The sequence below is a fragment of the Leucobacter sp. M11 genome, assembly GCF_035726885.1.
Taxonomy (GTDB): domain Bacteria; phylum Actinomycetota; class Actinomycetes; order Actinomycetales; family Microbacteriaceae; genus JAPFRB01.
In genome coordinates, this window is the sequence record NZ_JAPFRB010000001.1 from 95,455 (window position 1) to 116,811 (window position 21,357).

Sequence of the window (21,357 nt, forward strand, 5' to 3'; positions counted from 1 at the left end):
GCGGCGGCCAGTGAACTCGTCGTGCTCCGGCGCGTGTTCCGCGTCCGGCTCCTCGCCGACGGCGGTGCGGGGCAGGCCGCGGGCGGCCCGGTCGTTCTGTTCGCGGAGCCAGTCGTTCAAGGAGCGCATGCCCTCGGCGCTCAGCACGATCTCGACGAGCGGGCTAATCCGGAAGCGCCCCTCGGACTCCTCCTCAATGAGCCCCTCCTGGCGGAGCTTGCCGAGCGCGGAGCGCACCTTCTTTTGCCGCCCGGCGACGTCACCGTCAGCCTCGGAAAAGTAGCTGAGCACGGTCTGCTCGATTTCCTCCACGTCGACGCGAACCTCGGGCTCGCCCGCGGTGGATTCGCGCTGGTACACCGTGCGAAGGTAGACGAGCACCAGCGTCTCGGCGCGGGAGTAGGCTTCGTCGCGGAGCAGGATCGGCACGTCGAACTCCTCCGTGCGGACCTGCTGCTTGTAGGCCACGCCCCGGGCGGGATCCACGATCAGGCGGAGAAAGAGCTCGTGCAGCCGCGACTCAATCACGGGCTGGTTCGCGAGGAGCACGGCCCAGTCCTCCCCGTGCCGGTCCGCGAGCAGGAAGCGGCGCTGGAGTAGGCGGGCGAGCACGCGGCGCACCTCGGGGTCCAGCACGCCGCGGTCCCCCGGGAAGCACTCCGTGCTCTCGGCGTCCATCGTCGCCGGGGCCACGAAGGGATCCGACTCCTCGCCGTGATCGGCGCGCTCGGCGCGCTCGGGCTCGCCCGACGCTGCCCGCTCAGCCAACGCGGCGGTGTCCGCGGGCGCAGGGGTGTCAGCCACAACAGGGGTGTCAGCCGGCTCGGGGGCGGCTGCCGGCTCGGGCCGCGGGTGCTCAGTCATTCTCGGGGTCCTTCACGGTGCGGGCGGTCGCCGCGCCAAAGGCGAAGCGTCGGGTGGTGCCGTCGGGGCGGATGGTCTCGACGACGGAGACGTGCTCGTGCTCGGTCATGCCGTTGCGGTGCGCGATCTCCAGCAGGCCGAGCAGGTCAACGGGGCGGCGCAGCGACTCCGCGGCGGCGTCGAAGGCCTCGGCGAGATCGAACTGCTCCCCCAGCCCGGAGACGTAGGCCTCCAGCTCGGGATACTGCGGGCCGCCCCAGGCGCGCGTGTCGGCGTCGACGAACACCGCGCTGTCAGCGCGCGAGCGCAGCGGCTCGGGAACCGCGGGCGGGCGCGGGTCGCTCACGGCCTGACGGAGGTGCCCGATCGTCGCGGTCGGGAAGCCGCGAAGCGGTGCCACCCGGTCGTTGGAGCGGGAGTGCTGCATCCAGGTCTGCAGGCCGGACATGATCCCGCGAAGCAGCTCGTCGACCTCGCGGTCCCGGGCCGGGTCGTGGGTGCGCACCTGAGCCGTGATGACGTGGGAGGCCCGACGCTGGGCCGTGAGGACCTCGTTCACCCCCTGCTCGACGCGCGTCCCGATCGCGGCGAGTTCCCGCCGCTGCGGGGAGCCGAGCTGCCCGGAGAAGGGCTGCGCGAGGAGCCCCTCGATCTGGGTCGTCAGGGCATCGATGTGCTCGGGGTCCCCGATCACGCGCAGGGCGCCGGAGAAGGCCCGCCCCTCGGGCGTGGCCTGCATGACGTGCTGGCCGCGGAGCAGGTACTCGCGCAGGACCTCGCCCGTGGGCCGCTCATCCCGGCGAAGCTCGGCGACGACGTCGCGCTGCATCCGGTTAATGGACTCGGCGACGCGGGAGAAGTCCGCGGGCAGCTCCCGGGACAGGTGCAGGACGTTCTCGGCTTCCTCGAGCAGCTGGTCCTCGTCGACGGCTTCGATGCCGTCGCGGTCCAAGCGCTCAATCTGGGCGGTGAGGGCGTCGCGCTCGGCGACGAGTTGCGCCCGGCGCAGCGCCGGGTCGGGCTCGGCGTGCCGCGCGAGTTGCTCAACCGAGTCGAGCAGGGTGCGCACGCGGGAGCGCGACACCCGGGCCCGGCCGCCGCCCGTGCGACCCGCGATTTCAAGGGCACCGATGGCCTGCGCGCTCATCCGGTAGGCCTCGACGCCGTCCTCGATCTGCGGCACGAGCCAGCCGCCGCGCACCCAGGCGCGGCACACCTCCCGCCCGGAGCCGCCCGGCAGGCGGCGCTCGTCGGCGTCGTGGCCGGAGGCGCGAAGACCGTCCAGGATCTCCTGCACTTCGACGTGGGCGTCGTCGATGGGCACCGTGGGCCGGTCGGGGGCAAACACGATCGAGAGCGTTGCCACCACGAAGGGGGCGTATCGGCCGTGAAGGAGGTTCAGCGTCGGGTTCTGGAAGGCCGCGACAGCGCGCTGATAGGCAGCTTCCGCACGCACGTTGGTCATTCCTCCAAGGATACCGGGTCCGGCCCCTCGCCTCGGACGCGTGTCGCGAGGGTACCCTGTCGCCATGAGCCTGTTCATCGAGTGCACCCTGGAGCCGCAGGGACCCGCGACCGCGATCGAGCTGAGCGCCGGGCAGCTCGCCGAGCTGGGCGGCGGCTCCCGGGCCCCCGTGCTCGTCACGATTGCGGGGCGCACGGCCCGGCTCCGCGTCGCCCGGATGGGTGGCAGGAACCTGATCGGTCTCTCCCGGGCTGCCCGAGCGGAGCTCGGCGTGGCCATCGGCGATCGGGTCAGCGCCGAGGTCGCGTTGGACACCGCCGAGCGCACGGTCGAGGTGCCCGCGGCGTTGCGCGAGGCACTTGACCGGGTGCCCGGGGCGAGTGAGCGCTACGCCCGCCTGTCCTACACCCGGCGCCACGAGATCGCGGCCGGGATCACCGGCGCGAAACGGCCCGAGACTAGGGCGCGCCGCATCGAGGCCGCCCTCGCCGAGACGGGGGTCACCGAGTGAGCGGCGACGGGGAGGGGCACGCGCGCCTGCTCGACGTGCTCCCCCACCCGGTCACGCGCGGGGAGCCCGTCGTCACGGATCGGACGTGACCACGGGCAGCGGGATCCACCCCGTCGCGTTCACGGCGGAGGTCATGCGCCTCACCAGCTTGCCCGGAGCCGGTCATCGACGCCTGGCAGCGCCTGCACACCGGCGACGAGACCGCCGTCGCCGACCTGACGGGGGCGACCGCCGCGTGGCAGCGCGCCGCGCGCTGACCCGCTGAGGCACTGCCGCGCGGACGCGGTCACCCGAGGGTGCCGAGCCGATAGCCCAGGCCCCGAACCGTCTCGATCAGCTCTCGGTCGGTTTTCCGGCGCAGGTAGTGCACATAGGTTTCGACGGTGGTCTCGCGTTCCCCCTGCGTGAAGACCCGGTCGAGGAGTTCCTCGCGGGAAAAGATGCGCCCCGGCTCCGCGGCGAGCACGGCGAGGAGGGCGGTCTCCGTGGCCGTGAGCACGATGCTGCCGGAGTAGGGCGACTCGATCCGGCGAGCCTCCGGGGAAAAGGACCACCCCCCGAACTCGTAGCGGGGCGCGCTCGGGTCGTAGCGGGGCGCGCTCGGGTCGTAGCGGCGAGTGAGCGCGCGCAGCCGCGCGGTCAGCTCCGCGAACTCGAAGGGCTTCACGAGGTAGTCGTCGGCCCCCGCGTCCAGCCCCGTCACGCGGTCGTGCAGCTGCCCGAGCGCGGTGAGCATCAGGATCGGGGTGCGCACCCGGCGACGCCGAAGCTCGCGCACCCAGTCCTCGCCGCTGCGTCCGGGGAGTCCCCGGTCCACGATCATCGCGTCGATGTGTCGGGACTCGAGGATCCGGTCGCCGTCCGCCGCGGTCGTGACCAGCTCCGTGTGCCAGTCGGCGGCGAGGACATCGCGCATGATCGGCCCGAGCCGGGGATCGTCCTCCACCAGGAGCAACCGGAGCATCAGCGTTGCGTCCCGTCCCCGGCGAGCGGCAGGAGCAGTTCGAATTCGGTGCCCCCGGGGCCCGTCCGAGCGAGGAGGACCTCCGCGCCGTGCGCGGCGCAGAGCTCGCTGACGAGCGCGAGGCCGATCCCCCGGCTCGTGCGGGCCTCGCCCTGCGCCGTCCGGGGCGGCTCCCCCTGCGCACCGCGGTCGAAGAGCCGGGCGGGGTCGATACCCCGGATGCCGCCGCCCGCGTCGCGCACGGTGAGCACGGCGCGCTGCCCCCGCCGTGCGCCGATCAGCGTGACCGCGCTGTCGCGGGGCGCGTGGGCGATCGCGTTCTCCAGCAGCGCGACGAGGCAGCGGCGCAGCGTGACGGCGGGCATCCCCACCGCGAGCGGCGCGCAGTCCGCCTCGACGCGCACGCCGAAGGGTGCCGCGACCGAGCCGAGGTCGCGCGCCACCGCGCTGACCTCCCGGTCGAGCCGGGCGCTTCCCGCGGTGGGCGCGGCCCCCGAGGCGGCGCTGAGCATGCCGTCGATCACCTCCGACATGATTCGAATGTCCGCGCGCAGCTCGGCGAGGACGGGCTGATTCGCCGCCCCCGCCGGGCTCAAGGCCGCGAGCTGCTGGGCGCGCGCGTCCACCACCGCAAGCGGGGTGCGCAGTTCGTGGCTGGCGTCCGCGACGAAGCGGCGCTGCAGGCGGAACGCCTCGTCGAGCGGCGCGACCGCACGCCGGGCTATCAGGCGCGCCGCGAGCCCGGCGCAGAGGACCGCGCCCGTTGCGAGGAGGCCGACGGCGAGCAGCAGCTCGCCGGGGTCGAGGCGGACCTCGATCTCCCCCGGCTGTGGGGCCTTCCCCGCCTCACCGGGGGTGGTTTGCCAGAAGACGAAGGCGAACACCACCGCGCCGCCGACGACGACGAGCCCGGCGCACACCGCCATCACCTGCCAGCCGATCCGGGACGCCGAGCGGCGGTAGGCTCGCTCGTCGGCCAGCGGGCTTCCGTGCCCCGGCGCGTGCCCCATCGGCGTTCTCTCCCTCTCGGCACCGCTCCGCGGTCCCGCGTTCGTGCGCGTGCTCATCCCTCGCACGATACCGCCTCCCGGGGCGACTCGGCTGGGTCGGCGGCCCGTTCCTGGGCCGCCTCCCGCACGCAGGCGAGCACGACGCCGAGCGCCAGGAGGAGCGAGAGCAGCGCGGTCCCGCCCGCGGAGATGAACGGCAGGGGCACGCCGAGCACGGGGACAAAGCCGAGCACCACGGCGATGTTGACGGCCATCTGCCCGCCGATCCAGACGGTGAGCCCGCCGAGCACGGCGCGGGCGAACGGGGTCCGGCACACGGCCATGAGGCCGAGCAGCGTCGTCGCGAGCACCACGAACGCGGCGAGCACGATCATTGCGCCGAGGTAGCCGAGCTCCTCGCCGAGGATCGCGAACACGAAGTCGTTTTCGGCCTCGGGCAGCCAGAGCCACTTCGCGGTCGAGTTGCCGATCCCGGTGCCAAGCATCCCGCCCTGGGCGAGGGCCCAAAAGCCGTTCAGCGATTGCCAGCACCCGCCGAAGGCGTGCTCTGGCTCCGTCTGGCAGTTGACCTCGAAGAAGTGCAGGATACGCACCACCCGGTTGGGCTTGATCACGGTCATGAGGCCGATCCCGAGCAGCGCCACCCCGGCGAGGGCCGCGAGGATGCGTAGCCGAACCTGGGCGAAAAAGAGCGCGCCGAACACGAGCGCGGCGATGATCATGAGCGTGCCCAAATCCCCGCCGAGGATGTTAATGAGCATCGACAGGGCGACCACCGGCACGATCGGAATGACCACGTGCGTCCAGCGGCGCAGGAGCGGCCCCTTCGCGGCGATGACCGAGGCAACCCAGACGAGCAGCACGACCTTCATAAACTCGGCGGGCTGCATCGAGAGGGGGCCGAGCCGCAGCCAGTTTCGGTTGCCGCCCGCCTCGTAGCCGAGGGGCGTGTAGACCAGGAGCTGGAGCGCGTAGCCGAGGAGCAGGGCGACCCAGGACAGCCGGCGGAGCACAGCCGTGGGCACCCGGCTCACGGCGAGTTTGAGGGCGAGGCCGAGCACGGCGAAGCTGCCCTGCCGCAACACCCCGACGAGGGGATGCCGCCCCGCGGAGATGGCTTCGACCTGGCTCGCGGACTGCACCATGAGCACGCCGACCCCGACGAGCAGCAGCACGACGCTCAGGAGCACGAGCGTGAGCCGCCGCAGCCGCCCGGGACGCACGGGGACGAGGGAGCCCCGCCCGTGCGCTGCGGGCAGGACCACGGTCTGCGTCAGCATCGCGGGCCGCCTAGTTGACGCAGGGCGCAGTCCCCGCACGGAGGGGCTCCGCCCAGGGGTCGAGCGGCGGCGCGGGCGGGGCGGGATCCCCCGCGTCCGCGGCTTCGCCGGGCCGGGCCCCGGGCGCTGCCTCGGCCTCGGCCCAGGCCTCCGGCTCACGATCAAGCTCAGCATCGGGCTGCGCGCCGGGCTCCGCTTCGGCGTCCGCGTCCGCCGGACCCGCGGCGCCGGGCTGATCCGGGTGACCCCCGGTGTGATCACCGTCGAGCACCGCGGCGACGATGCGCTGGATCTCCTCGACGTCGACGAGGTTGACCGAGGCTCCGTCGATCATGCCGAAGTCCACGATGGGCAACGTGAGGAAAGTGACCCCGCTCTGCGAGACCTCGTGCGCGATCTCCAGGAAGCCGAGCACGTCGAAGTCCGCGTCGAGGGCGACGTGCGTGCGGGTGGTGTCCACGAGGGACCACACGGTTTTGGGGTTGAGCAGGGTGCTGCGCTGCCGGAGCTTGTCCGTCAGCGAGACGAGCAAGGCCTGCTGCCGGCGGGCCCGGTCCAGGTCCGTGAGCGCGGGGCCGTCCACGCCGGTGTCCCGGCGTTGCCGCACAAAGCTCATCGCCTGCTCGGCGTCCAGTTCCTGCACCCCAGCCACGAAGTCCGCCCCGGAGAAGCTGTCCTCGGTCGCCTGATTGAGGCACACGGAGATCGGCGCGACCGCCTCGGCGACGTGGATGAAGCCGCCCATCGTCATCTCGACAAAGTGGTCGATGCGCACGTCCCCGAGAAACTGGGACACCGTCTCGATCTGGGCCTGCCGCCCGGCCGCCCGCGCCTGCTGGTACCGTTCCGCGTCCGAGAGTTCGGCAGCGTCCCCCCAGAGCAGCTCGTTCATGCGCTCCTGCAGGGCGAGCCCGTAGGCCTCCTTGATCTTCGCGTGGCTCACGCCGAGGGGCGCGCCGGGCAGCTCGACGTAGTCGTCGCGCGGGATGGAGATGCCGACCGTCTTCGAGCGGTCCTCGGGGATGTGCAGGAGCATGAGCACGTTCGCGTTATAGCCGCCGTCGTCGGCGCCCCCGGCGTGCAGGGCCTCGTAGACGCCGTCCGGGAGCGGTTCGCCGTTCTGATCGACCCGGCTGTCCAGGCCCATGATAAGTACGTTCTGTTCCCCCGGTTCGGCGGCGACCCGCGCCGCGTCCGGCAGGTCGAACTCCGAGCGGACGATGCCGTCGTTGAGGCCCCGGATGGCCCAGACGACGACCGCGACGCCGAGGACGAGGGCGAGCACCGCCGTGATCGACACCGCGAACAGGATCCGACGGCTCCGCCCCGTCCGCCGCCCGCTCCCCGGGGCGGTCGGCGGGGCGGTGGGGCGTGACTCGGGTCGTCGCATGGGGCTCTTTCGGTCGGGGACGGGTGGGGCGCTTCGGAGCCGGCGCCCGCCTCCGGGGCGGGCGGGACTCGAAGCCACCCGTCCAGCGTCCCGCAGCCGCGCCAAGGAAGCTCCAAGAATCGCGTCCCCCAGGTCGCGCCGCCCGACCCCCGCGTGCCCGGGCTCGCCGCGAAACGCAGATCACGCCCGCCCGGGCGATCTTCGTTTCCGATCTTGGCGGTCGCGCCCGCGTGGCCCGCGGGGCGCTGGCTTAGCCGCCGTCGCTCCCCGCGGCGAGCTGGGCTCGGTACGTGGCCAGCAGCGGCTCCGCATTCGCCCACAGCTCCGCGGCGGGCTCGCGGCGGAGGAAGCGGGCGAGACCATCAGCGATGAGGTGCCAGCCCGCCGCGAACGAGACCGCGGCCTCGGGGTCGCTGACCTCGGCGTGGCTCAGTCGGAGCCGGGTGCCCCCATCGCCGGGGGCGAGCGACCAGCTGACGACCGAGTTCGGCAGGCCGTCCCACGCCCAGCTGTGCATGAGCAGCCCGTCCACGCGGCCTGAGGGCGCGAAGGCCTCCAGCACCTGCCCCTCCGAGGCCCCGGCCTCGCCGAGGGCCAGCCGCGCGACCCCGCCGGGCTCCGCGTCGATGCGGCTGCCGGGCAGCCAGGCCCCCAGGTGCTCGGGCCGGGCGAGCGCCGACCAGACCCGCACGGCCCGGTGCGGCAGCGCGCGGTCGAAACGAATGAGCAGCGTGTCGTTCTCGGCGCGGAGCAACGCTCCGGTGCGGGCGTCGGTCATCGGGTCTCCCTTCGGCCCCCTCCTGCGGCGAAACTACGGCATCTCGGCGGGGGATTCAATCGCGGATTTCGCGAGCGTGCCGCGCAGATTGCCCGCGCGCATTCTTGACCGATCGGATTATTCTCCAACCGACCGTTCACCGGTCCCCGGTGACGAACCCCGCACGGAAGGATGCTCATGACCGTTCCCCCTCCCCCGCTGCTCGCCGACGGCGGGCAGCCCCGCCAGCCACGTGAGCGAATCGAACGCCGCGCGATCGCCTGGTGGATGCTGCGCTCCCTCCTCATCTGGGGCGCTCTCCTCGCCGCGCTGCTCGTCCCGGCGCTGCTCTGGGAACCGCTCCGGGTCTGGCTGATCGCCCCGCTCATCGCGGCGGGCATCGTCCTGCTCGCCAAGCTCGCGGTCGAACCCTGGTGGCGCTTCGCGGTGCACCGCTGGGAGGTGACCGAGCACGCCACCACGGCCGCGAGCGGGTGGCTCGTGCGCGAGTGGCGGGTCTCGCCCAGCTCCCGCATCCAGACGGTCGACGCGGTGCGCGGGCCCCTGGAGCAGCTCTTCGGCTTGGCCACCCTGCGCGTCACGACCGCCTCCTCCGCGGGCGCCGTCACCATCGCGGGGCTCGACCGGGCAACCGCAGAGCGCGCCGTCGCCCGCCTCGCCGTCGTGGCCGAGCTCACTGAGGGGGACGCCACATGATCCCGCAGGCTGCCCCCGGCGCGGCCACGGAGACTCCGGAGTCCACGGAGAGCACGCAGCACGCGGAGCCCGTCGAGGGCACGGGCTGGCGGCGGCTGAGCCCCCGCGTGATCTGGGTCGATGCCGCGCTCAGCGCGCTCGCGGTCCTCCCCGCCGTGATCGCGGTGCGCTGCTTCGGCGTCGCGCCGACGCTCACGAACCTCTGGCCCTTCCTCGCAGTCATCGGGCTCGGCGTCGTCGCGGGGATCACCGACCTCATTCGCTGGCGGTTCACCCGGTTTCGCGTCACCGCGCAGGAGGTCGAGCGGCAGACGGGGCTCATCGTTCGACGGCACCGTCGAGTGCCCCGGGACCGGATCCGGAGCGTGGACACGAGCGCGAAGCTGCGCCACCGCCTGGCCGGGCTCCGGGTCGTCACGCTGGGCGCTGGCCAGCAGACCACCTCGGGCGAGGAGGCCCTGGCCCTCGACGCGCTGAGCCGCGCCGAGGCCGTCCGCCTGCGTGCCCTGCTCCTCGGCGAGCGGCGCGCCGACCCGGGCGGCGTCCCGGTCAGCCGCCCGGCCCCGGTGCCCGACCGCACCGGGGCCGCTCCCCGGCCCCCCACGGTCACGGGCGAGGCGGAGGAGCTCGTGTTCGCGCGCTTCCGCCCGGCCTGGGTGTTCTACAACTGCTTCACGATCTGGGGGTACCTGATGGCGGCCGGCCTGCTGTGGGGCAGCCACTGGTTCGCGAGCTCCTTCGGGGTCGACCTGTTCTCGCTCATCCTCGGCGGCCTCCGGGCGGAGCGGCTGGGATGGATTCCGACCGTGCTCCTGATCCTCGTGGGCGCCGGCCTCCTCGGCGCGCTCGCCCTCGCGGCGCACTTCCTCGTCACGAACTGGGGCTTCACCCTCTCCCGGCTCGGTTCGGGCGCGCAGAGCACGCTGCGCACCTCCCGCGGGCTCCTCACGAAGCGCGAGGTGAACCGGGACGAGGCGCGCACGCGCGGGCTCTCGCTGACCGAGCCGCTGCTCTGGCGCTGGATCGGGATGACCGACACACACCTCATCACGACCGGGCTCAGCCTGAACGATCCCGCCCAGCCCGCGGCGATTCTGCCCCGGGGGCCCAAACGCGTGGCCGTCGCGGTGGCGGAGCGGGTGCTGGGCGAGCCCTCCCCGTTCGAGGTCCCGCTCCCCCGGCACCCGAACGCCGCGCTGCTGCGCCGCATCTGGTGGGCCACGGGGCTCACGGCGGGCTTGCTCGCGGCGCTCGCCGCGCCGGTGCTCTCCGGGGCGCTGCCCGTGTGGGCGCTGTGGATCGCGCTCGGGGTGTGGCCGCTCGGGCTCGGGGCCGCCGCGCTCGCCTACCGGGCGCTCGGCCACGCGATCAGCGGACGCTACCTCGTCGTCCGTTCTGGCCTGATGAACCGCTCGACCGTGGCCCTGCAACGCGAAGCGATCAGCACCCTCGCGATTCGGCGTTCGCTCCTGCAGCGCTGGCTCGGGCTCAGCTCCGTGACGGCGATGACCGCCGCGGGATGGTTCGTCTACGAGGCGACGGATGTGTCCCACGCGGAGGCGTTCGCGCTCGCCGAGCGCGCGGCCCCCGGCCTGCTGGCGGGCCACGGCGCGGCCCACGATCGGGCCGGCAGATGACCGCGCCGCGCGCGACGCCGACGTTCACGGAGACGGCCCGGCGCGCCCAGATCGTGGCCAGCGCGATCGCGACGGTGAACGCGCTCGGCTACCACCGGGCGTCGCTTGCCGAGATCGCCAGGCACGCCGGGATCGCCAAGAGCGCGATCGTGTACTACTTCGGCTCGAAGGACGCGCTCATGGAGCTCGTCATGACCGAGGTGTTCACGAAGCTCGGTGCCACGGTGGTGGCGGCGGTGACCGCCGCCACCGGCCACCGGACGCGGCTTCGCGCCTACGCCGAGAGCTCCCTCCGGCACACGGAGGCCCACCCGGCGGAGATCGCCGCGGCGGTCACCGTCGCGGTCTCGCACCGGAACGCGGCGGGCACGCCCGTCTACCTGGAACCGGCGGAGGAGGACACCGCGCTCCTCCGCGAGATCCTGAGCGCGGGCATGGCCGCGGGCGAAATCCGCGGCACGGACCCGGCCACCGCCGTCGCGATCGTCGAGGCCCTGCTCGACGTTCCCGTGACCGCGGTGCAGCGGGACCCCGCCGCGCCGCTCGCGGCCCTCAACCAGGAAGTCCTCCACGCCCTCGACCGCTGGCTCCGCCCCTGAGCCAGCCCCGAGGGGCACCCGCCCGGCGTGTGGGAGCATCTGAACCGAGGATGAGCTTCGGAGCATCGACCTGGGCTGGGGCCTCCCAGGGGTTTGGCTCACGCTCTCGGAATTGGCAGCGGGTGTTCCCGCACGGGGACCTGCCGGCGGGGTGAGCGCGGGTCCCCGGCCGGGTCCGCGTCGTGCCCCGCGGCGAGCCCGCGGAGGTGGGCGCGCACGAGGGCTTCCGTCGCCGCCGCGTCGCCGCCGAGGATCACCCGGCGAGCGAGGAGCGCCTCGGCCAGCTCGAAGAGCTCGCGCGCCCGCGCTGGCGGATCAGCGACACCGAGCTCGGCCAGGACCTGGCTGGCCTGCCCGAGCATGCCCTGCCGGACGGGTGACTGCTGGGCGAGGAGCGCCCGGGACGGGTCCTCGGCGTCGAGTTCCAGGAGGAGGGCGTAGCGGGTGCGCATCTCCACCGTCCGCGCGGCGAAGGCCTCCAGCGTCTGCGCGATGCCTGCGGCGAGCGCCTCGATGCCCTGACCGCCGTCTCCGGCGTGGGTCTGCGGCATGGGGGGCGTGAACTGTTCTGCGTCTCCGATCGAGCGCTCTGCGAGTGTTCGGACGATCAGATCGATCAGGGCGCTTCGGGTGGGCACGTAGTAGGAGCTGGAGCCCTGTGAGAGCCCGGCTTCGCGGTCGACGGCGCGGTGGGTGAGCGCTCGTACGCCGTCTCGGGCGATGATGCGCATGCCTGCTTCGGCGATGAGGACGCGCCGGTCGGTCCCGGTGGTGTGTGTCGCGGTCACACCTGAACTTTACACCCGGTGAGATTGGGGCCATACTCATCTCTACAGATGTAGTGGAGGCGTGATGCGTGTTGCGGTCATTGGTGCGGGAATCGGCGGACTCTGTGCCGCGATCGGCCTGGACGGGGGCGGGGCCGAGGTGACGGTGTTTGAGCAGGCCCCGGAGGTTCGTGCGGGCGGCTCCGGGATTTCGGTGTTCGGGAACGGCCTGCGCGCCCTCGACGAAATCGGGATGGGCGAGGCGTTCCGGGCGGTGTCCTCGGCCCAGGCCGCAGCCATTCGCGGCGGGCAACGCCGCCCGGACGGCAGGTGGCTCGCCCGCTCCCCGATGGACGCGCTCAGCGAGCTGCGCGTGGTGGATCGGGCCCCCCTCCACGAGCTGCTCCGCTCCGCGCTTCCCGCCCGGGCCGTCCGGACGGGCGCGCGGGTGACCGCGGCGGGGCCGAGCGGGGAGGTGACGTGGACGCCGGGCGGCGGCGAGGAGCGGCGGGAGCGCTTTGACCTCGTGGTCGCCGCCGACGGCATCGGCAGCCGTATCCGGCGGTCGCTCCCCCACGACCCCGGCGTCGCCTACTCGGGGTACGCCACGTGGCGTGGCATCACGGACCGCCCGGTTGACCTGCGCGGGGAAGCCGCCGAGACCTGGGGCACGAGGAAACGCTTTGGGATCGCGCCGCTTGATGACGGTCGCGTGTACTGGTTTGCCGTGCTCACGAGTGACCGCGACGAGCGCTTCGCGGACGACCGGGCCGCGCTCACGGAGCACTTCGGCTCCTGGCACGACCCGATTCCGGAGTTGTTGGCTGCCACGGCTGCCGACCGCATCAGCTTCCTCCCGATTGACGAGCTGGCCGGACCCCTGCCCAGCTTCGTGCACGGGCGGATCGCGCTGCTCGGCGATGCGGCCCACGCGATGACCCCGAACCTGGGGCAGGGGGGCGGCCAGGCGATGGAGGACGCCGCCACGCTCGCCGCCCTCTTCGCGCCCGTGGCGGGCAGCGCCGCGGTGCCGGAGCCTGTGGTGCACGCCTCGCTGGCCCGGTACGACTCGCTTCGGGTCGGCCGGACGCAGACGGTCACCCGTCGCTCCCGGATGGTGGGCCGCCTGGCGCATACCCCGGGGCCGCGCCTCACCTGGGCGAGGGATGTGCTCATCCGCGCGATGCCCTCGTCCGCGCTTCGGAGGCAGCTTGCCTGGCTGCAGGACTGGACGCCGCTGGGCTGAGCGACACACGCGGCCCGCGATCCGGGGGCGGGCGGTTATCGGCCGGGCAGTTCGCAGCGCTTGGTCTCGGTGTGCAGGTCGGCGAGCACCCCTTGGAGTTCGGCGATCCGGCGTTCGGCCTCGGTGACGAGGTGCTCGCTGAGCCGCGCCCAGTCCGCGGGTGTGGGCGCGGCGGGGATGTCCCTGAGGGCGGCGGCGATGTCCCGGACGGTGAGCCCGGCGCGTTGCGCGAGCCGTGCGACGCGGACCACGCAGGGTACCCAGACGGGATAGCGGCGCTGATTTCCGGCGGTGCGCTGGGCCTCGATCAGCCCCTTCCGCTCGTAAAAGCGGATCGCGGAGGGGGCGACGCCGCTGCGCGCCGCCGTCTCGCCAACCGTGAGGAGCCCGGACGGGTCAGTGTGCGGAGGGGTCATGCCTCCAGAATGACCGGCGTTCGACGATTCGGGAAGGGGCGAATCGGGACGGGGCGGGTCTTGACCTCACCCTTGGTTCACCCCGCACAGTGGTGACCATGACTCGTCACACTGAAGCACACGGCGTCCACGATCCGACACATCCCCTCCGGCGGACACGGATCGCGGTGCTGTCCTGCAGCGTGCGAGACGAGCGGATGAGCCCCGCCCTCGCCGAGTGGGTGCGCTTCGTCCTGAGTGCCCAGCCGGGCATCGAGATCGATGCGCTCGACCTGGCCGAGATTTCTCTGCCCGACGATGCACTGCTCACCCCCGGCGGCGGACTCACCACGGAGGTGAGCGAGCGGCTCGGGGCAGCGGAGGGCTTCGTGTTCGTCACGCCGGAGTACAACCACTCCTACCCGGCAGCCCTGAAGCGTGTGCTCGACTGGCACTATGCGCAGTGGCACCTGAAGGCGGCCAGCATCGTCGCCTACGGGGTGAACGGTGGCTTCGCCGCGATCGAGCATCTCCGCGGGGTCCTCGCCGAGCTCGGCCTGGTCACGACCCGTCGCTGCCTCGGCTACCCCGCCCCGTGGGCGGCCCTGGACGAAAACGAACGCTTCGCGCCGAGCCCGGGAAAGACCCGGGCGCTGGAGCGCACCCTGGCGGAGCTGAGCTGGTGGGCGACCCTGCTGAGCGATGCGCGGGCCAACCGCCCTTTCCCCCGCTGACCCACCCGACCCACCACAGCCGTTTCCGGCAGCAACGCACGAGAGGAGCCTGCCATGACCGCAACGCAACACCCAACAATGGTCATCTCGATGAACACCTTTACCCCCGCCACCGGCGGAATCGACGCGCTGACGGAGTTTCAGCTTGCCGAGATGCGGGAGATGGCCGCGGCGGCGACCGAGCAGGGCTGGCTCGGCAACGAGGTCTATCTCGCCAACGACGGCTCGGCCCTGATCGTGATCACCCGATTTCGTTCCGAAGCGGACCGGTCACGCTGGGCCGCCACCGAGCGATTTCGGCGGCACGTGGCCGAGCTGGAGCCGCTCCTGGCCGACATCCGCGCCACCCCGGTCACCTTTCTCGCGGCCAACGGCAGCCCGCTCCGCCGCAAATAACGCGAGCGTGCGAGGCCCGAACGTCTCCCCCGTTGCGGGAGAAGGAATGCGGCGCAGACGCTTCCCGGACACCAGCAGCGCCTCATCTCTTCACCGGAGCGGGGGCGGCCGTTGCACGCCCCCGGGCGGACACGGACCAAGCCGACCCGGGGAGCATGCCGTGCCCGATGGTCCGGGGGTCGATCGCTGCCCCGGTGTGCCGCAGAACGTCCGGGTACTCACGGGTGACGTCGGTGGATGACCTCGTCGACCTTGCCCTCGATCATGCCCTCGGCGCTGACGCGGAGCCGGGCACGGCTCTGGCCTCGGCGCCGATCGCCGAACTGATGCTGGCGATGTATCGGCACCTCACCCGCCATCCGTGGTCCTGCCAGGTCATCGCGCTCCGTGCCCCTTGCGGGCCGCACTACGGAGCCCTGTCCGAACGCATCTGCGTGCTACTCGAGGAACGATCCGCGCGCGACGCGCTCGGCACCTCCTCCGCGCTCTCGAACTTCGTGCTGGGCAGTGCGACGACCGCGCAGGTTGCCGCCCGCGAACGATCAGCGCCCGTGGACCCCGAGCGAGCGCCCACCTATGCGCGCCTGCACGCGGCCCATTCGGCGCAGCCAGAGGAGCTCGTTGCGGCTGGGATTCGAGCCCTCCTCCTCGCCGCGTAGCTTCGCCCCCACCGCCGAAACGACCGACTCAGCCTTTCCCTCACGCAGACTACGCTGAGCCGGAGCTCCTGGCTCACGCTTCGGTCGTGCCGCCGATATTTTGGGTGATGCACTCGGCCACCCGCCGAGCGTTCCACCCGGTCACCTCGAACAGGAACGCGTCGTCCCGGGTGGTCACGACTAAGCGGGTCAGGAAGGACCGGTCGAGGAGCCCCGAGACGGGCTCCCCGCTGCCGTTGGATCGGTCGGAGACGACGCGCGCTGCCGTGATCTCCTCCCAGGGCAACGCGGTGTCGTGCCCAGCGCCGCTCTGCGGGGCCGCGCCGGTGGCTTCGAAGCGAAACCCGTTCTCGAAGACGCGGAGCGCTCCGCGAGCAACGTTCCGCCGCGACGGGTTCGCCCGGTCGAGCAGCAGGTTCCCCCAGAACGAGGTCACGAGGGTGCCGAGCCACGCGGGTCGTCGATCGGCGGTTGATCCCGCGCCCAGCTGACGGGCCGAAGCGCTGATGGTCCCGCCGCGCTCCTGGTTCTGCACGTCCTCCTTGCTCATCCTCGAGTACCACCGGGGCCCCCACAGCCGGTGCGCGGGCCACCAGAGGGGAGACACGAGCGCGACGAGCGTGCCCCAGGCCCCGACCGCCAGCGGCGGATACACGACGAGCACGCGCAGCCACGACGGAGCGAACACGGCCACCGAAAACAGCAGCACCGCGAGCGTCGCGGTGGGCAGCACGACCAGGGCCACACTGTCGCCCTCCCACGACCGCATCCACCACCGGGAACGGGACGATCTCCCCCGCCAACTCCACACGGTCAGGAGCAGCAAAGAGAGTCCGATCAGGAGCAGCATCAGCGACAGAACGATCAGGTTGATGCTCACGTCAGCCCCCCTCGACGGTCAGCATCTCGCCGTTGGCGCTTCCCGCCAGCGGCGAAGCGCCCGCACCCGGGTGCGGGTTTCCGGGGACCACAGCGGGTTTCGCATGAGGGACGCGCCGCTTCGGTGCCGAGTGGGTCAAGGCCGGCACCGGCCAGACGAGAGCACCTGCGTCACACCGTTTCCTCATCACGTCCGTTCTGTCTCGGCGGGGCCCATCACCCGCGTCCGGGCCCATGCGCCACCATCTCCCAGCGTCACCGCGGCCCGCCGCAATCGCGCCCGAGGCCGCGCCCGAGCGCGCGGGGCCAAGCGGTGTTCCGCCGCTCAGCCGAGCGCCTTCTCCATGCGCACATCGCCGTCCTCACGGTCGGCGACCACCGTCCAGCCCTGGCGCTGGTAGAAGCCAGCTGCCCGGCTTGCGCCGTCGGTCTCAAGCCAGATCCTCGGGAACCTCGCGAACAGCTCGGCCTCCATCGCGCTCAGGAGCGCCCGACCGGCTCCGCGCCCCTCCGCATCCGGGTGAACGAAAAGCGCGAATACGGAGCCGTCGGTGACGTCCACCGACCCGAAGCCGAGGATCCGGCCTGCGGCCTCGGCGACCCATGTCGCGGGCGCAGTCCGCAGCCCCTCACGAAAGCTCTCTGGCGTGACTCCCAGCTCAGCGAGCTGCGTCATGGTGAGGACGTTCTCACGAACGGCGATCCGCACCGCAAAGATCGCCTCCGTGTCCGCTTCGCGTGCGAGGCGGATCGTGGTGGGCTCAACGCCCGGGGCAGTCGTACCGGTCATGTGGGGGAACGCTCTTTCGTGTGTCGGTTGGGCAGGTGTCGGCGCATCAGGGGTTGCGTGCGGGGAAGGGGTCGAGGACCAGTTGAGCACTCCCGGCAGCGTGCACGGGGAACAGCTCTCCGCCCCCACGGGGACCATCCTAGGGGGCGACCGGGTCACGTCCACGCCACCGGCAGAGCCGTCGTGCACCCGGAACACCGCGCGCACATCCCGCCTCTCGCGGCGGGAAGGCCGCGCGAACAGGACCACCGCCGCGCACCGGACAGCGACAGACACCACGACAGAGGCAGCGAGGAAATGCGTCGTGCTCTTTCGGCACGAATACTGGCGCTCCGTGCCCCGTTCCTGCGATCATTCACGCGGAGGAAAGAAGCGATGATCTAGCACGTTCACCGGACACCGGACACCGGTACCGCACCGTCTCGGGCACCGTCTCGGGCACCGTCTCGGGCACCCCCGTGCGCCCGCTCGCGCCAGTGGCTGTGAGCGCTCGCACCGGTCACGGCGCTCTCAGTCAGCCCTGCTCCCGCGTCTCCGGGGGGAGCCGCCGCGAGCCGTGTGTGCCGCGCGAATCGGGCGCGCCAACGCTCACCCACCACTCACCCCCGCTTCTGGCGCCTCCGTGCGACAGCGCCCACGGCTCGCTGACCCCGCGCGGCTGACCCTCCGGCAATCAATCGCAGCCATCGCCTCACCCGAGATCGTCCGGGTACGATCCCGGTCCACGTGACTGCGACCCCACCTCACCCGACGAAAAGAGAACCCCATGGAAACCATGCACCCCGAAATCTACGCGCACTGGATCGCCCCTTTCGAGCGCGGCGAGGTCGTTCGCGAGTCCGCCACGTTCCGCCTGGCTGTCAACGAGCAGCTCGACGAGGACGAGCGCGTGCAAATCCTGGTCCGCCCCGAGCGGACGTCCGTCCTCGTGACCCCCGCCGTGCGCGACCTGCCCGGCGTGGCCGAGGCCGAGGCCGAGGAGGCGCTCCGTGCGGCGCTCCTCGCATCCGGTATCCCGTTGAACGGCCCCGACCACCTCTTCTTCCTGGACGACGCGACCAAGCAGCAGCTCCAGCAGAGCGAGAACCCGAGCCATGTGCGCCGCCTCACCTCGGCGGATGCGGCGGCCTTCGAAACCTTCGAAGGGGCCGTCTCAGAAGAAGACCTCGACGGGGCCTCGGTAGAGCTTGACCACTGGATGGTGTTCGGGGCGTTTGCGGGCGACGCACTCGTCGCGGTCGGGAGCTCCTACCCGTTTGACGACGGCGTTGCGCTCGCCGACATGGGCGTGGTCTCCCACCCCGCGCACCGCGGACAGGGGCACGCTCGCAGCGTCATCTACGCGCTTGCCCGCGGCGCGCTTGCCGCCAATCACGAGCCGCAGTATCGCTGCCAGATCGACAACACCTCCTCGGTGCAGCTCGCCACCCGCTCCGGCTTCACCTCCATTGGCACCTGGGACCTCCCGCTGCCAGACACCGCTGACTAGCCCCGACTCGGGCACTCCGGTCCGCCCCGTTCCCCGCTCGCTCAGGCGATTGTGCGGAGCCGGGCTGCCCGGTCACATCACCGATACCCAGAGGATTCACCCCAATGAACACCACCCCCGCGACGCGTTCCGAACCCGACCCGTTCACGGCGACGCCGCTCTCCGCTCGCGTCTCCGCGCCCACATCGCTCCCGCTCCCCGCGGTCGGGCACGACCTGACGTGGCGTCGCCTGCACCGCTCAGATCTGCCCGGGCTCCTCGAGCTCGACCGGTTGTGCGGGGCCGTCGACCACCCGCGGCTCGTGAACACGCTCGATATGTTCGAGGAAGGCTTCGATGCGCCGTCGTTCGATCCGGAACTCGATAGCGTGGTCGCCGTCGACCCCGCCGGCGAACTCGTCGCCTACGGCGAGTCCGTCAGAGACAGCGAAGCCGCAACAATCGTGAAGGTCCACCTCAACGGCCAGGTGCGGCCTGACCGGCGCGGCGAGGGGATCGGCACGGCGTTGCTCGCCTGGCAGGAGGGGCGCGGCTTGCAGCTGCTCGCGTCCTCCGAGCAGCACCTCCCCGGCTGGCTCACCGTCGGGTCCGAATCCGGGGCCCTCGCTCAGCGACCGCTGCTGGAGCGCGCGGGCTTCGTCCCGACGCGCTGGTGGTTCACCATGGTCCGCGACCTCGCCGAGCCCATCCCCGCCGTGTCGCTGGCCCCGCATCTGCGCATCGCCCCCTACCGGAACGAGCTCTCAGAGCCGGCACGCCTCGTGATCAACGATGCGTTCCGAGATCACTGGGGCAGCCAGCCGCTGAACCGTGCGGACTGGGAGTCGATCGCGAGGCTGGGCAGCTTCAGGCCCGAGCTCGGAGCCGTCGTGCTCGCAACGGGCGACGACGGCTCGGAGGAGCTCGCCGGCGTCCTGCGGGTGATGATCACCGAAGCGGAGTGGGAGCCCAACGGTTTCTCCTTCGGCTATATCGAAGTGCTCGGCGTCGCACGCGCCTGGCGCGGCCAAGGAATCGCCCGAGCGCTGCTGGCCACCACGCTCACCACCCTGCGCGGCCTCGGCCTGGAACAGGCGATGCTCGACGTCGACAGCGAAAGCCCCACGGGCGCTGTCGGCCTGTACGGGCGGTTGGGGTTCACGGAGTACGACCGAGCACTCACCCTGATCAAGGAATACTAGGCCGCGGCGCGGCCACGAGACACCCGCCGCCAATTCACCGAGGAGAACCGTCACCATGCACCACACCACGCCGGCTCGGCCAGAGCTCAGCTCGCGCCTGCACCAACTGCTGCTCGCCGGGCAGATCGGCGCTGACGAACCGGGAGCCGTGATCGCCGTGTACCGCGACGGAACGCTCCTCGCGAGCGCCTGCGCCGGCCTCGCCGATGCTCCGGGAGGCGCGGCGCTCTCCCCCGACACCATGATGAACGTCGCGTCAATCAGCAAGCAGATGACCGCAGCTGCGGTGTTGCTCGCGGTCCGAGCCGGCACCCTCGACCTCGACGCCGACCTCCGCGGGCTCGTGCCGGAGCTGCAGCTCTCGGGAGTGACGCTCCGCAACTGCTTGAATCACACCGCGGGTCTCCCCGACTACCTCGCGGTGGCGTACACGGTCGGCATGCCCGAGATCGAGATCGCGGCGCTGCGCACCTTCCTCGACTGGCTCTCGCGAGTCGGAGCGCACGAGTTCCGGCCGAGAGAGCGGCAGTCGTATTCGAACACCGGGTACGTGCTTGCCGCTGTGGCGTTGGAGCGCGCGGCGGGCAAACCGTTTCCGCTCGTCCTCGCGGAGACGGTCCTCCTCCCGCTCGGCATGACCGGATCCTTCAGCACGACCGTGCTCGGCGAATTCAGCGCGGGGATGGCGTTCAGTTTCACGCGCACCGACTCGGGCGAGTTCGAGAAGGAGACGATGGGCGTTGGCACGGTCGCCCCGGTGCGGGGCGTGAACGGCGACGGGGAGGTCATCACGTCACTGAACGAGTTCGGGGCGTGGCAGGGGTTCTTGCTCGATGGGCGGGTGCTCGGCGAGGATATCCGCCAGGCGCTGCTCACGAAGACGGTGCTCACCGATGGCCGGGAGACGAGCTACGGCTTCGGCATCGAGCATGAGACTCGGGCGCACACCACCGCGTATGCCCACAGCGGGGGCATGTGGGGCTTCTCGGCATACTCGATCGTGGATCCAGCCACGGGGATCAGCGTGGCTTGCTTTTCGAACCGTGGCGGCTTTCGTTCCTCAGAAGCCGCGTGGACGGCGATGCATTTCGCGTCGGGCTTCGGTGATGTCGCCGGACACTGGTACTCGACCCAGACGTTCATGGGGGCGCAACTTGCAGTGCAGGCCGACGGGAATCTCGCCGCGCGTACGGGGCTGACCGAAGACGCCGAGACCGCGCACTGGGCTGGCGGTCACGTCTGGCACGGAGCCGACGATTTCGCTCGAATCGAAGCGATTCCGACCGGTCTCGCGATCACGTCCTGGTTCGGAATCACCGACCGCTACGAGCGGGTGGAGCCGGTTGCCGAGTATCCGCGCGGGCTCCTCGGCGCGTATCGGGAGCCGACGTTCGACGCAGCGTATCTGTTCGAGGAACGGGGTGACGAACTCTGGCTGGTCCCGCCGGGCAGGGAGCCCGAGCGGGTCCTCCCATTCGGTCGGCGGCACGGCGGGTGGATCGGCGAGACCACGCTCGGGTGGGTGTTGTTCGACGGCACTCGCGCCGAGCCGGTGCGGATCGGCCTCGGCACCTATTCGACGGCGCTGTTCCGGGCCGAGAGAGAACAATGACCGGGCTCACCCGTG

The 21,357-nt window shown here is 71.8% G+C and carries 22 protein-coding genes; 11 read left to right on the forward strand and 11 right to left on the reverse strand.

Translation table 11 applies throughout. The annotated features are described in order from the left end of the window. Both OOT08_RS00460 and OOT08_RS00465 read right to left on the reverse strand, forming a co-directional pair. Positions 1 to 804: DUF4194 domain-containing protein (locus OOT08_RS00460; protein WP_325090629.1), on the reverse strand; the 804-nt coding region annotated here is incomplete at its 3' end. Positions 805 to 856: 52 nt separating this feature from the next. Next, the gene (locus OOT08_RS00465) at positions 857 to 2,329 is read right to left on the reverse strand and encodes a DUF3375 domain-containing protein (protein ID WP_325090630.1); all 1,473 of its coding nucleotides are present in this window, start codon (positions 2,327 to 2,329) and stop codon (positions 857 to 859) included. 64 nt (positions 2,330 to 2,393) lie between these two features. Between OOT08_RS00465 and OOT08_RS00470 the strand changes: the two genes are divergently transcribed. Continuing rightward, positions 2,394 to 2,840 (forward strand): YdeI/OmpD-associated family protein, encoded by a 447-nt coding sequence (locus tag OOT08_RS00470; protein ID WP_325090631.1) that lies wholly within the window; start codon positions 2,394 to 2,396, stop codon positions 2,838 to 2,840. Between the two features lie 286 nt (positions 2,841 to 3,126). Here the strand turns inward: OOT08_RS00470 and OOT08_RS00475 are convergent, their stop codons facing one another. The 5 genes from OOT08_RS00475 to OOT08_RS00495 form a co-directional block, all read right to left on the reverse strand. Further along, complete coding sequence (locus OOT08_RS00475; protein ID WP_325090632.1) at positions 3,127 to 3,804, reverse strand: response regulator transcription factor; 678 nt, start codon at positions 3,802 to 3,804, stop codon at positions 3,127 to 3,129. After that, the gene (locus tag OOT08_RS00480) at positions 3,804 to 4,814 is read right to left on the reverse strand and encodes a sensor histidine kinase (RefSeq protein WP_325090633.1); all 1,011 of its coding nucleotides are present in this window, start codon (positions 4,812 to 4,814) and stop codon (positions 3,804 to 3,806) included. The genes OOT08_RS00475 and OOT08_RS00480 overlap by 1 nt, the downstream gene beginning before the upstream one ends. Positions 4,815 to 4,867: 53 nt before the next feature. Continuing rightward, positions 4,868 to 6,094: an FtsW/RodA/SpoVE family cell cycle protein gene (locus tag OOT08_RS00485; RefSeq protein WP_325090634.1), complete on the reverse strand. Its 1,227-nt coding sequence runs from the start codon at positions 6,092 to 6,094 to the stop codon at positions 4,868 to 4,870. A 10-nt stretch (positions 6,095 to 6,104) separates the two neighbouring features. Then, complete coding sequence (locus OOT08_RS00490; RefSeq protein WP_325090635.1) at positions 6,105 to 7,484, reverse strand: LCP family protein; 1,380 nt, start codon at positions 7,482 to 7,484, stop codon at positions 6,105 to 6,107. A 250-nt stretch (positions 7,485 to 7,734) separates the two neighbouring features. Then, positions 7,735 to 8,262, reverse strand: coding sequence for an SRPBCC domain-containing protein (locus OOT08_RS00495; protein WP_325090636.1), 528 nt, complete (start codon positions 8,260 to 8,262; stop codon positions 7,735 to 7,737). A gap of 177 nt (positions 8,263 to 8,439) precedes the next feature. Here OOT08_RS00495 and OOT08_RS00500 point away from each other — a divergent pair, with 177 nt between their 5' ends. The 3 genes from OOT08_RS00500 to OOT08_RS00510 are packed head-to-tail and all read left to right on the forward strand — an operon-like array spanning position 8,440 to position 11,194. After that, the gene (locus OOT08_RS00500) at positions 8,440 to 8,958 is read left to right on the forward strand and encodes a PH domain-containing protein (RefSeq protein WP_325090637.1); all 519 of its coding nucleotides are present in this window, start codon (positions 8,440 to 8,442) and stop codon (positions 8,956 to 8,958) included. Next, entirely contained in the window at positions 8,955 to 10,595 is a 1,641-nt protein-coding gene (locus tag OOT08_RS00505) for a PH domain-containing protein (RefSeq protein ID WP_325090638.1), read from the forward strand. Before OOT08_RS00500 ends, OOT08_RS00505 begins: the two co-directional genes overlap by 4 nt. Continuing rightward, a complete protein-coding gene (locus tag OOT08_RS00510) occupies positions 10,592 to 11,194 on the forward strand; it encodes a TetR/AcrR family transcriptional regulator (protein ID WP_325090639.1) in 603 nt (200 codons plus the stop codon). The genes OOT08_RS00505 and OOT08_RS00510 overlap by 4 nt, the downstream gene beginning before the upstream one ends. Positions 11,195 to 11,292: 98 nt before the next feature. Here OOT08_RS00510 and OOT08_RS00515 read toward each other — a convergent pair whose 3' ends face one another. Then, positions 11,293 to 11,982: a TetR/AcrR family transcriptional regulator gene (locus tag OOT08_RS00515; RefSeq protein WP_325090640.1), complete on the reverse strand. Its 690-nt coding sequence runs from the start codon at positions 11,980 to 11,982 to the stop codon at positions 11,293 to 11,295. Between the two features lie 64 nt (positions 11,983 to 12,046). On the opposite strand from OOT08_RS00515, the gene OOT08_RS00520 reads away from it, so the two are divergent. Continuing rightward, positions 12,047 to 13,207, forward strand: coding sequence for an FAD-dependent monooxygenase (locus OOT08_RS00520; RefSeq protein ID WP_325090641.1), 1,161 nt, complete (start codon positions 12,047 to 12,049; stop codon positions 13,205 to 13,207). 35 nt (positions 13,208 to 13,242) lie between these two features. Here the strand turns inward: OOT08_RS00520 and OOT08_RS00525 are convergent, their stop codons facing one another. Further along, the gene (locus OOT08_RS00525) at positions 13,243 to 13,623 is read right to left on the reverse strand and encodes a MerR family DNA-binding transcriptional regulator (protein ID WP_325090642.1); all 381 of its coding nucleotides are present in this window, start codon (positions 13,621 to 13,623) and stop codon (positions 13,243 to 13,245) included. Positions 13,624 to 13,721: 98 nt separating this feature from the next. On the opposite strand from OOT08_RS00525, the gene OOT08_RS00530 reads away from it, so the two are divergent. The 3 genes from OOT08_RS00530 (at position 13,722) to OOT08_RS00540 (ending at position 15,391) form a co-directional block, all read left to right on the forward strand. Then, entirely contained in the window at positions 13,722 to 14,336 is a 615-nt protein-coding gene (locus tag OOT08_RS00530) for an NADPH-dependent FMN reductase (protein WP_325090643.1), read from the forward strand. Between the two features lie 54 nt (positions 14,337 to 14,390). Beyond that, a complete protein-coding gene (locus OOT08_RS00535; protein ID WP_325090644.1) occupies positions 14,391 to 14,732 on the forward strand; it encodes an antibiotic biosynthesis monooxygenase in 342 nt (113 codons plus the stop codon). Positions 14,733 to 14,965: 233 nt separating this feature from the next. Continuing rightward, positions 14,966 to 15,391 (forward strand): TetR/AcrR family transcriptional regulator C-terminal domain-containing protein, encoded by a 426-nt coding sequence (locus OOT08_RS00540; protein ID WP_325090645.1) that lies wholly within the window; start codon positions 14,966 to 14,968, stop codon positions 15,389 to 15,391. A 73-nt stretch (positions 15,392 to 15,464) separates the two neighbouring features. On the opposite strand, the gene OOT08_RS00545 is transcribed toward OOT08_RS00540, so the two are convergent. Next, complete coding sequence (locus OOT08_RS00545; protein WP_325090646.1) at positions 15,465 to 16,271, reverse strand: hypothetical protein; 807 nt, start codon at positions 16,269 to 16,271, stop codon at positions 15,465 to 15,467. Between the two features lie 324 nt (positions 16,272 to 16,595). After that, complete coding sequence (locus OOT08_RS00550; RefSeq protein ID WP_325090647.1) at positions 16,596 to 17,060, reverse strand: GNAT family N-acetyltransferase; 465 nt, start codon at positions 17,058 to 17,060, stop codon at positions 16,596 to 16,598. A 766-nt stretch (positions 17,061 to 17,826) separates the two neighbouring features. On the opposite strand from OOT08_RS00550, the gene OOT08_RS00555 reads away from it, so the two are divergent. From OOT08_RS00555 to OOT08_RS00565, 3 genes are all read left to right on the forward strand, one after another. Continuing rightward, complete coding sequence (locus OOT08_RS00555) at positions 17,827 to 18,549, forward strand: GNAT family N-acetyltransferase (protein ID WP_325090648.1); 723 nt, start codon at positions 17,827 to 17,829, stop codon at positions 18,547 to 18,549. 104 nt (positions 18,550 to 18,653) lie between these two features. Continuing rightward, positions 18,654 to 19,730 carry a GNAT family N-acetyltransferase gene (locus OOT08_RS00560; RefSeq protein ID WP_325090649.1) on the forward strand — a complete coding sequence of 359 codons (1,077 nt, stop codon included), beginning with the start codon at positions 18,654 to 18,656 and terminating at the stop codon, positions 19,728 to 19,730. Positions 19,731 to 19,785: 55 nt separating this feature from the next. Continuing rightward, complete coding sequence (locus tag OOT08_RS00565; RefSeq protein ID WP_325090650.1) at positions 19,786 to 21,342, forward strand: serine hydrolase domain-containing protein; 1,557 nt, start codon at positions 19,786 to 19,788, stop codon at positions 21,340 to 21,342. The last annotated feature ends 15 nt before the right edge of the window (positions 21,343 to 21,357 follow it).

Bases quoted from the DNA above. Each gene is read 5' to 3' on its own strand.
- OOT08_RS00465 (WP_325090630.1), bottom strand. From the start codon at position 2,329: ATGACCAACGTGCGTGCGGAAGCTGCCTATCAGCGCGCTGTCGCGGCC.
- OOT08_RS00470 (WP_325090631.1), top strand. From the start codon at position 2,394: ATGAGCCTGTTCATCGAGTGCACCCTGGAGCCGCAGGGACCCGCGACC.
- OOT08_RS00475 (WP_325090632.1), bottom strand. From the start codon at position 3,804: ATGCTCCGGTTGCTCCTGGTGGAGGACGATCCCCGGCTCGGGCCGATC.
- OOT08_RS00480 (WP_325090633.1), bottom strand. From the start codon at position 4,814: ATGGGGCACGCGCCGGGGCACGGAAGCCCGCTGGCCGACGAGCGAGCC.
- OOT08_RS00485 (WP_325090634.1), bottom strand. From the start codon at position 6,094: ATGCTGACGCAGACCGTGGTCCTGCCCGCAGCGCACGGGCGGGGCTCC.
- OOT08_RS00490 (WP_325090635.1), bottom strand. From the start codon at position 7,484: ATGCGACGACCCGAGTCACGCCCCACCGCCCCGCCGACCGCCCCGGGG.
- OOT08_RS00495 (WP_325090636.1), bottom strand. From the start codon at position 8,262: ATGACCGACGCCCGCACCGGAGCGTTGCTCCGCGCCGAGAACGACACG.
- OOT08_RS00500 (WP_325090637.1), top strand. From the start codon at position 8,440: ATGACCGTTCCCCCTCCCCCGCTGCTCGCCGACGGCGGGCAGCCCCGC.
- OOT08_RS00505 (WP_325090638.1), top strand. From the start codon at position 8,955: ATGATCCCGCAGGCTGCCCCCGGCGCGGCCACGGAGACTCCGGAGTCC.
- OOT08_RS00510 (WP_325090639.1), top strand. From the start codon at position 10,592: ATGACCGCGCCGCGCGCGACGCCGACGTTCACGGAGACGGCCCGGCGC.
- OOT08_RS00520 (WP_325090641.1), top strand. From the start codon at position 12,047: ATGCGTGTTGCGGTCATTGGTGCGGGAATCGGCGGACTCTGTGCCGCG.
- OOT08_RS00525 (WP_325090642.1), bottom strand. From the start codon at position 13,623: ATGACCCCTCCGCACACTGACCCGTCCGGGCTCCTCACGGTTGGCGAG.
- OOT08_RS00530 (WP_325090643.1), top strand. From the start codon at position 13,722: ATGACTCGTCACACTGAAGCACACGGCGTCCACGATCCGACACATCCC.
- OOT08_RS00535 (WP_325090644.1), top strand. From the start codon at position 14,391: ATGACCGCAACGCAACACCCAACAATGGTCATCTCGATGAACACCTTT.
- OOT08_RS00550 (WP_325090647.1), bottom strand. From the start codon at position 17,060: ATGACCGGTACGACTGCCCCGGGCGTTGAGCCCACCACGATCCGCCTC.
- OOT08_RS00555 (WP_325090648.1), top strand. From the start codon at position 17,827: ATGGAAACCATGCACCCCGAAATCTACGCGCACTGGATCGCCCCTTTC.
- OOT08_RS00560 (WP_325090649.1), top strand. From the start codon at position 18,654: ATGAACACCACCCCCGCGACGCGTTCCGAACCCGACCCGTTCACGGCG.
- OOT08_RS00565 (WP_325090650.1), top strand. From the start codon at position 19,786: ATGCACCACACCACGCCGGCTCGGCCAGAGCTCAGCTCGCGCCTGCAC.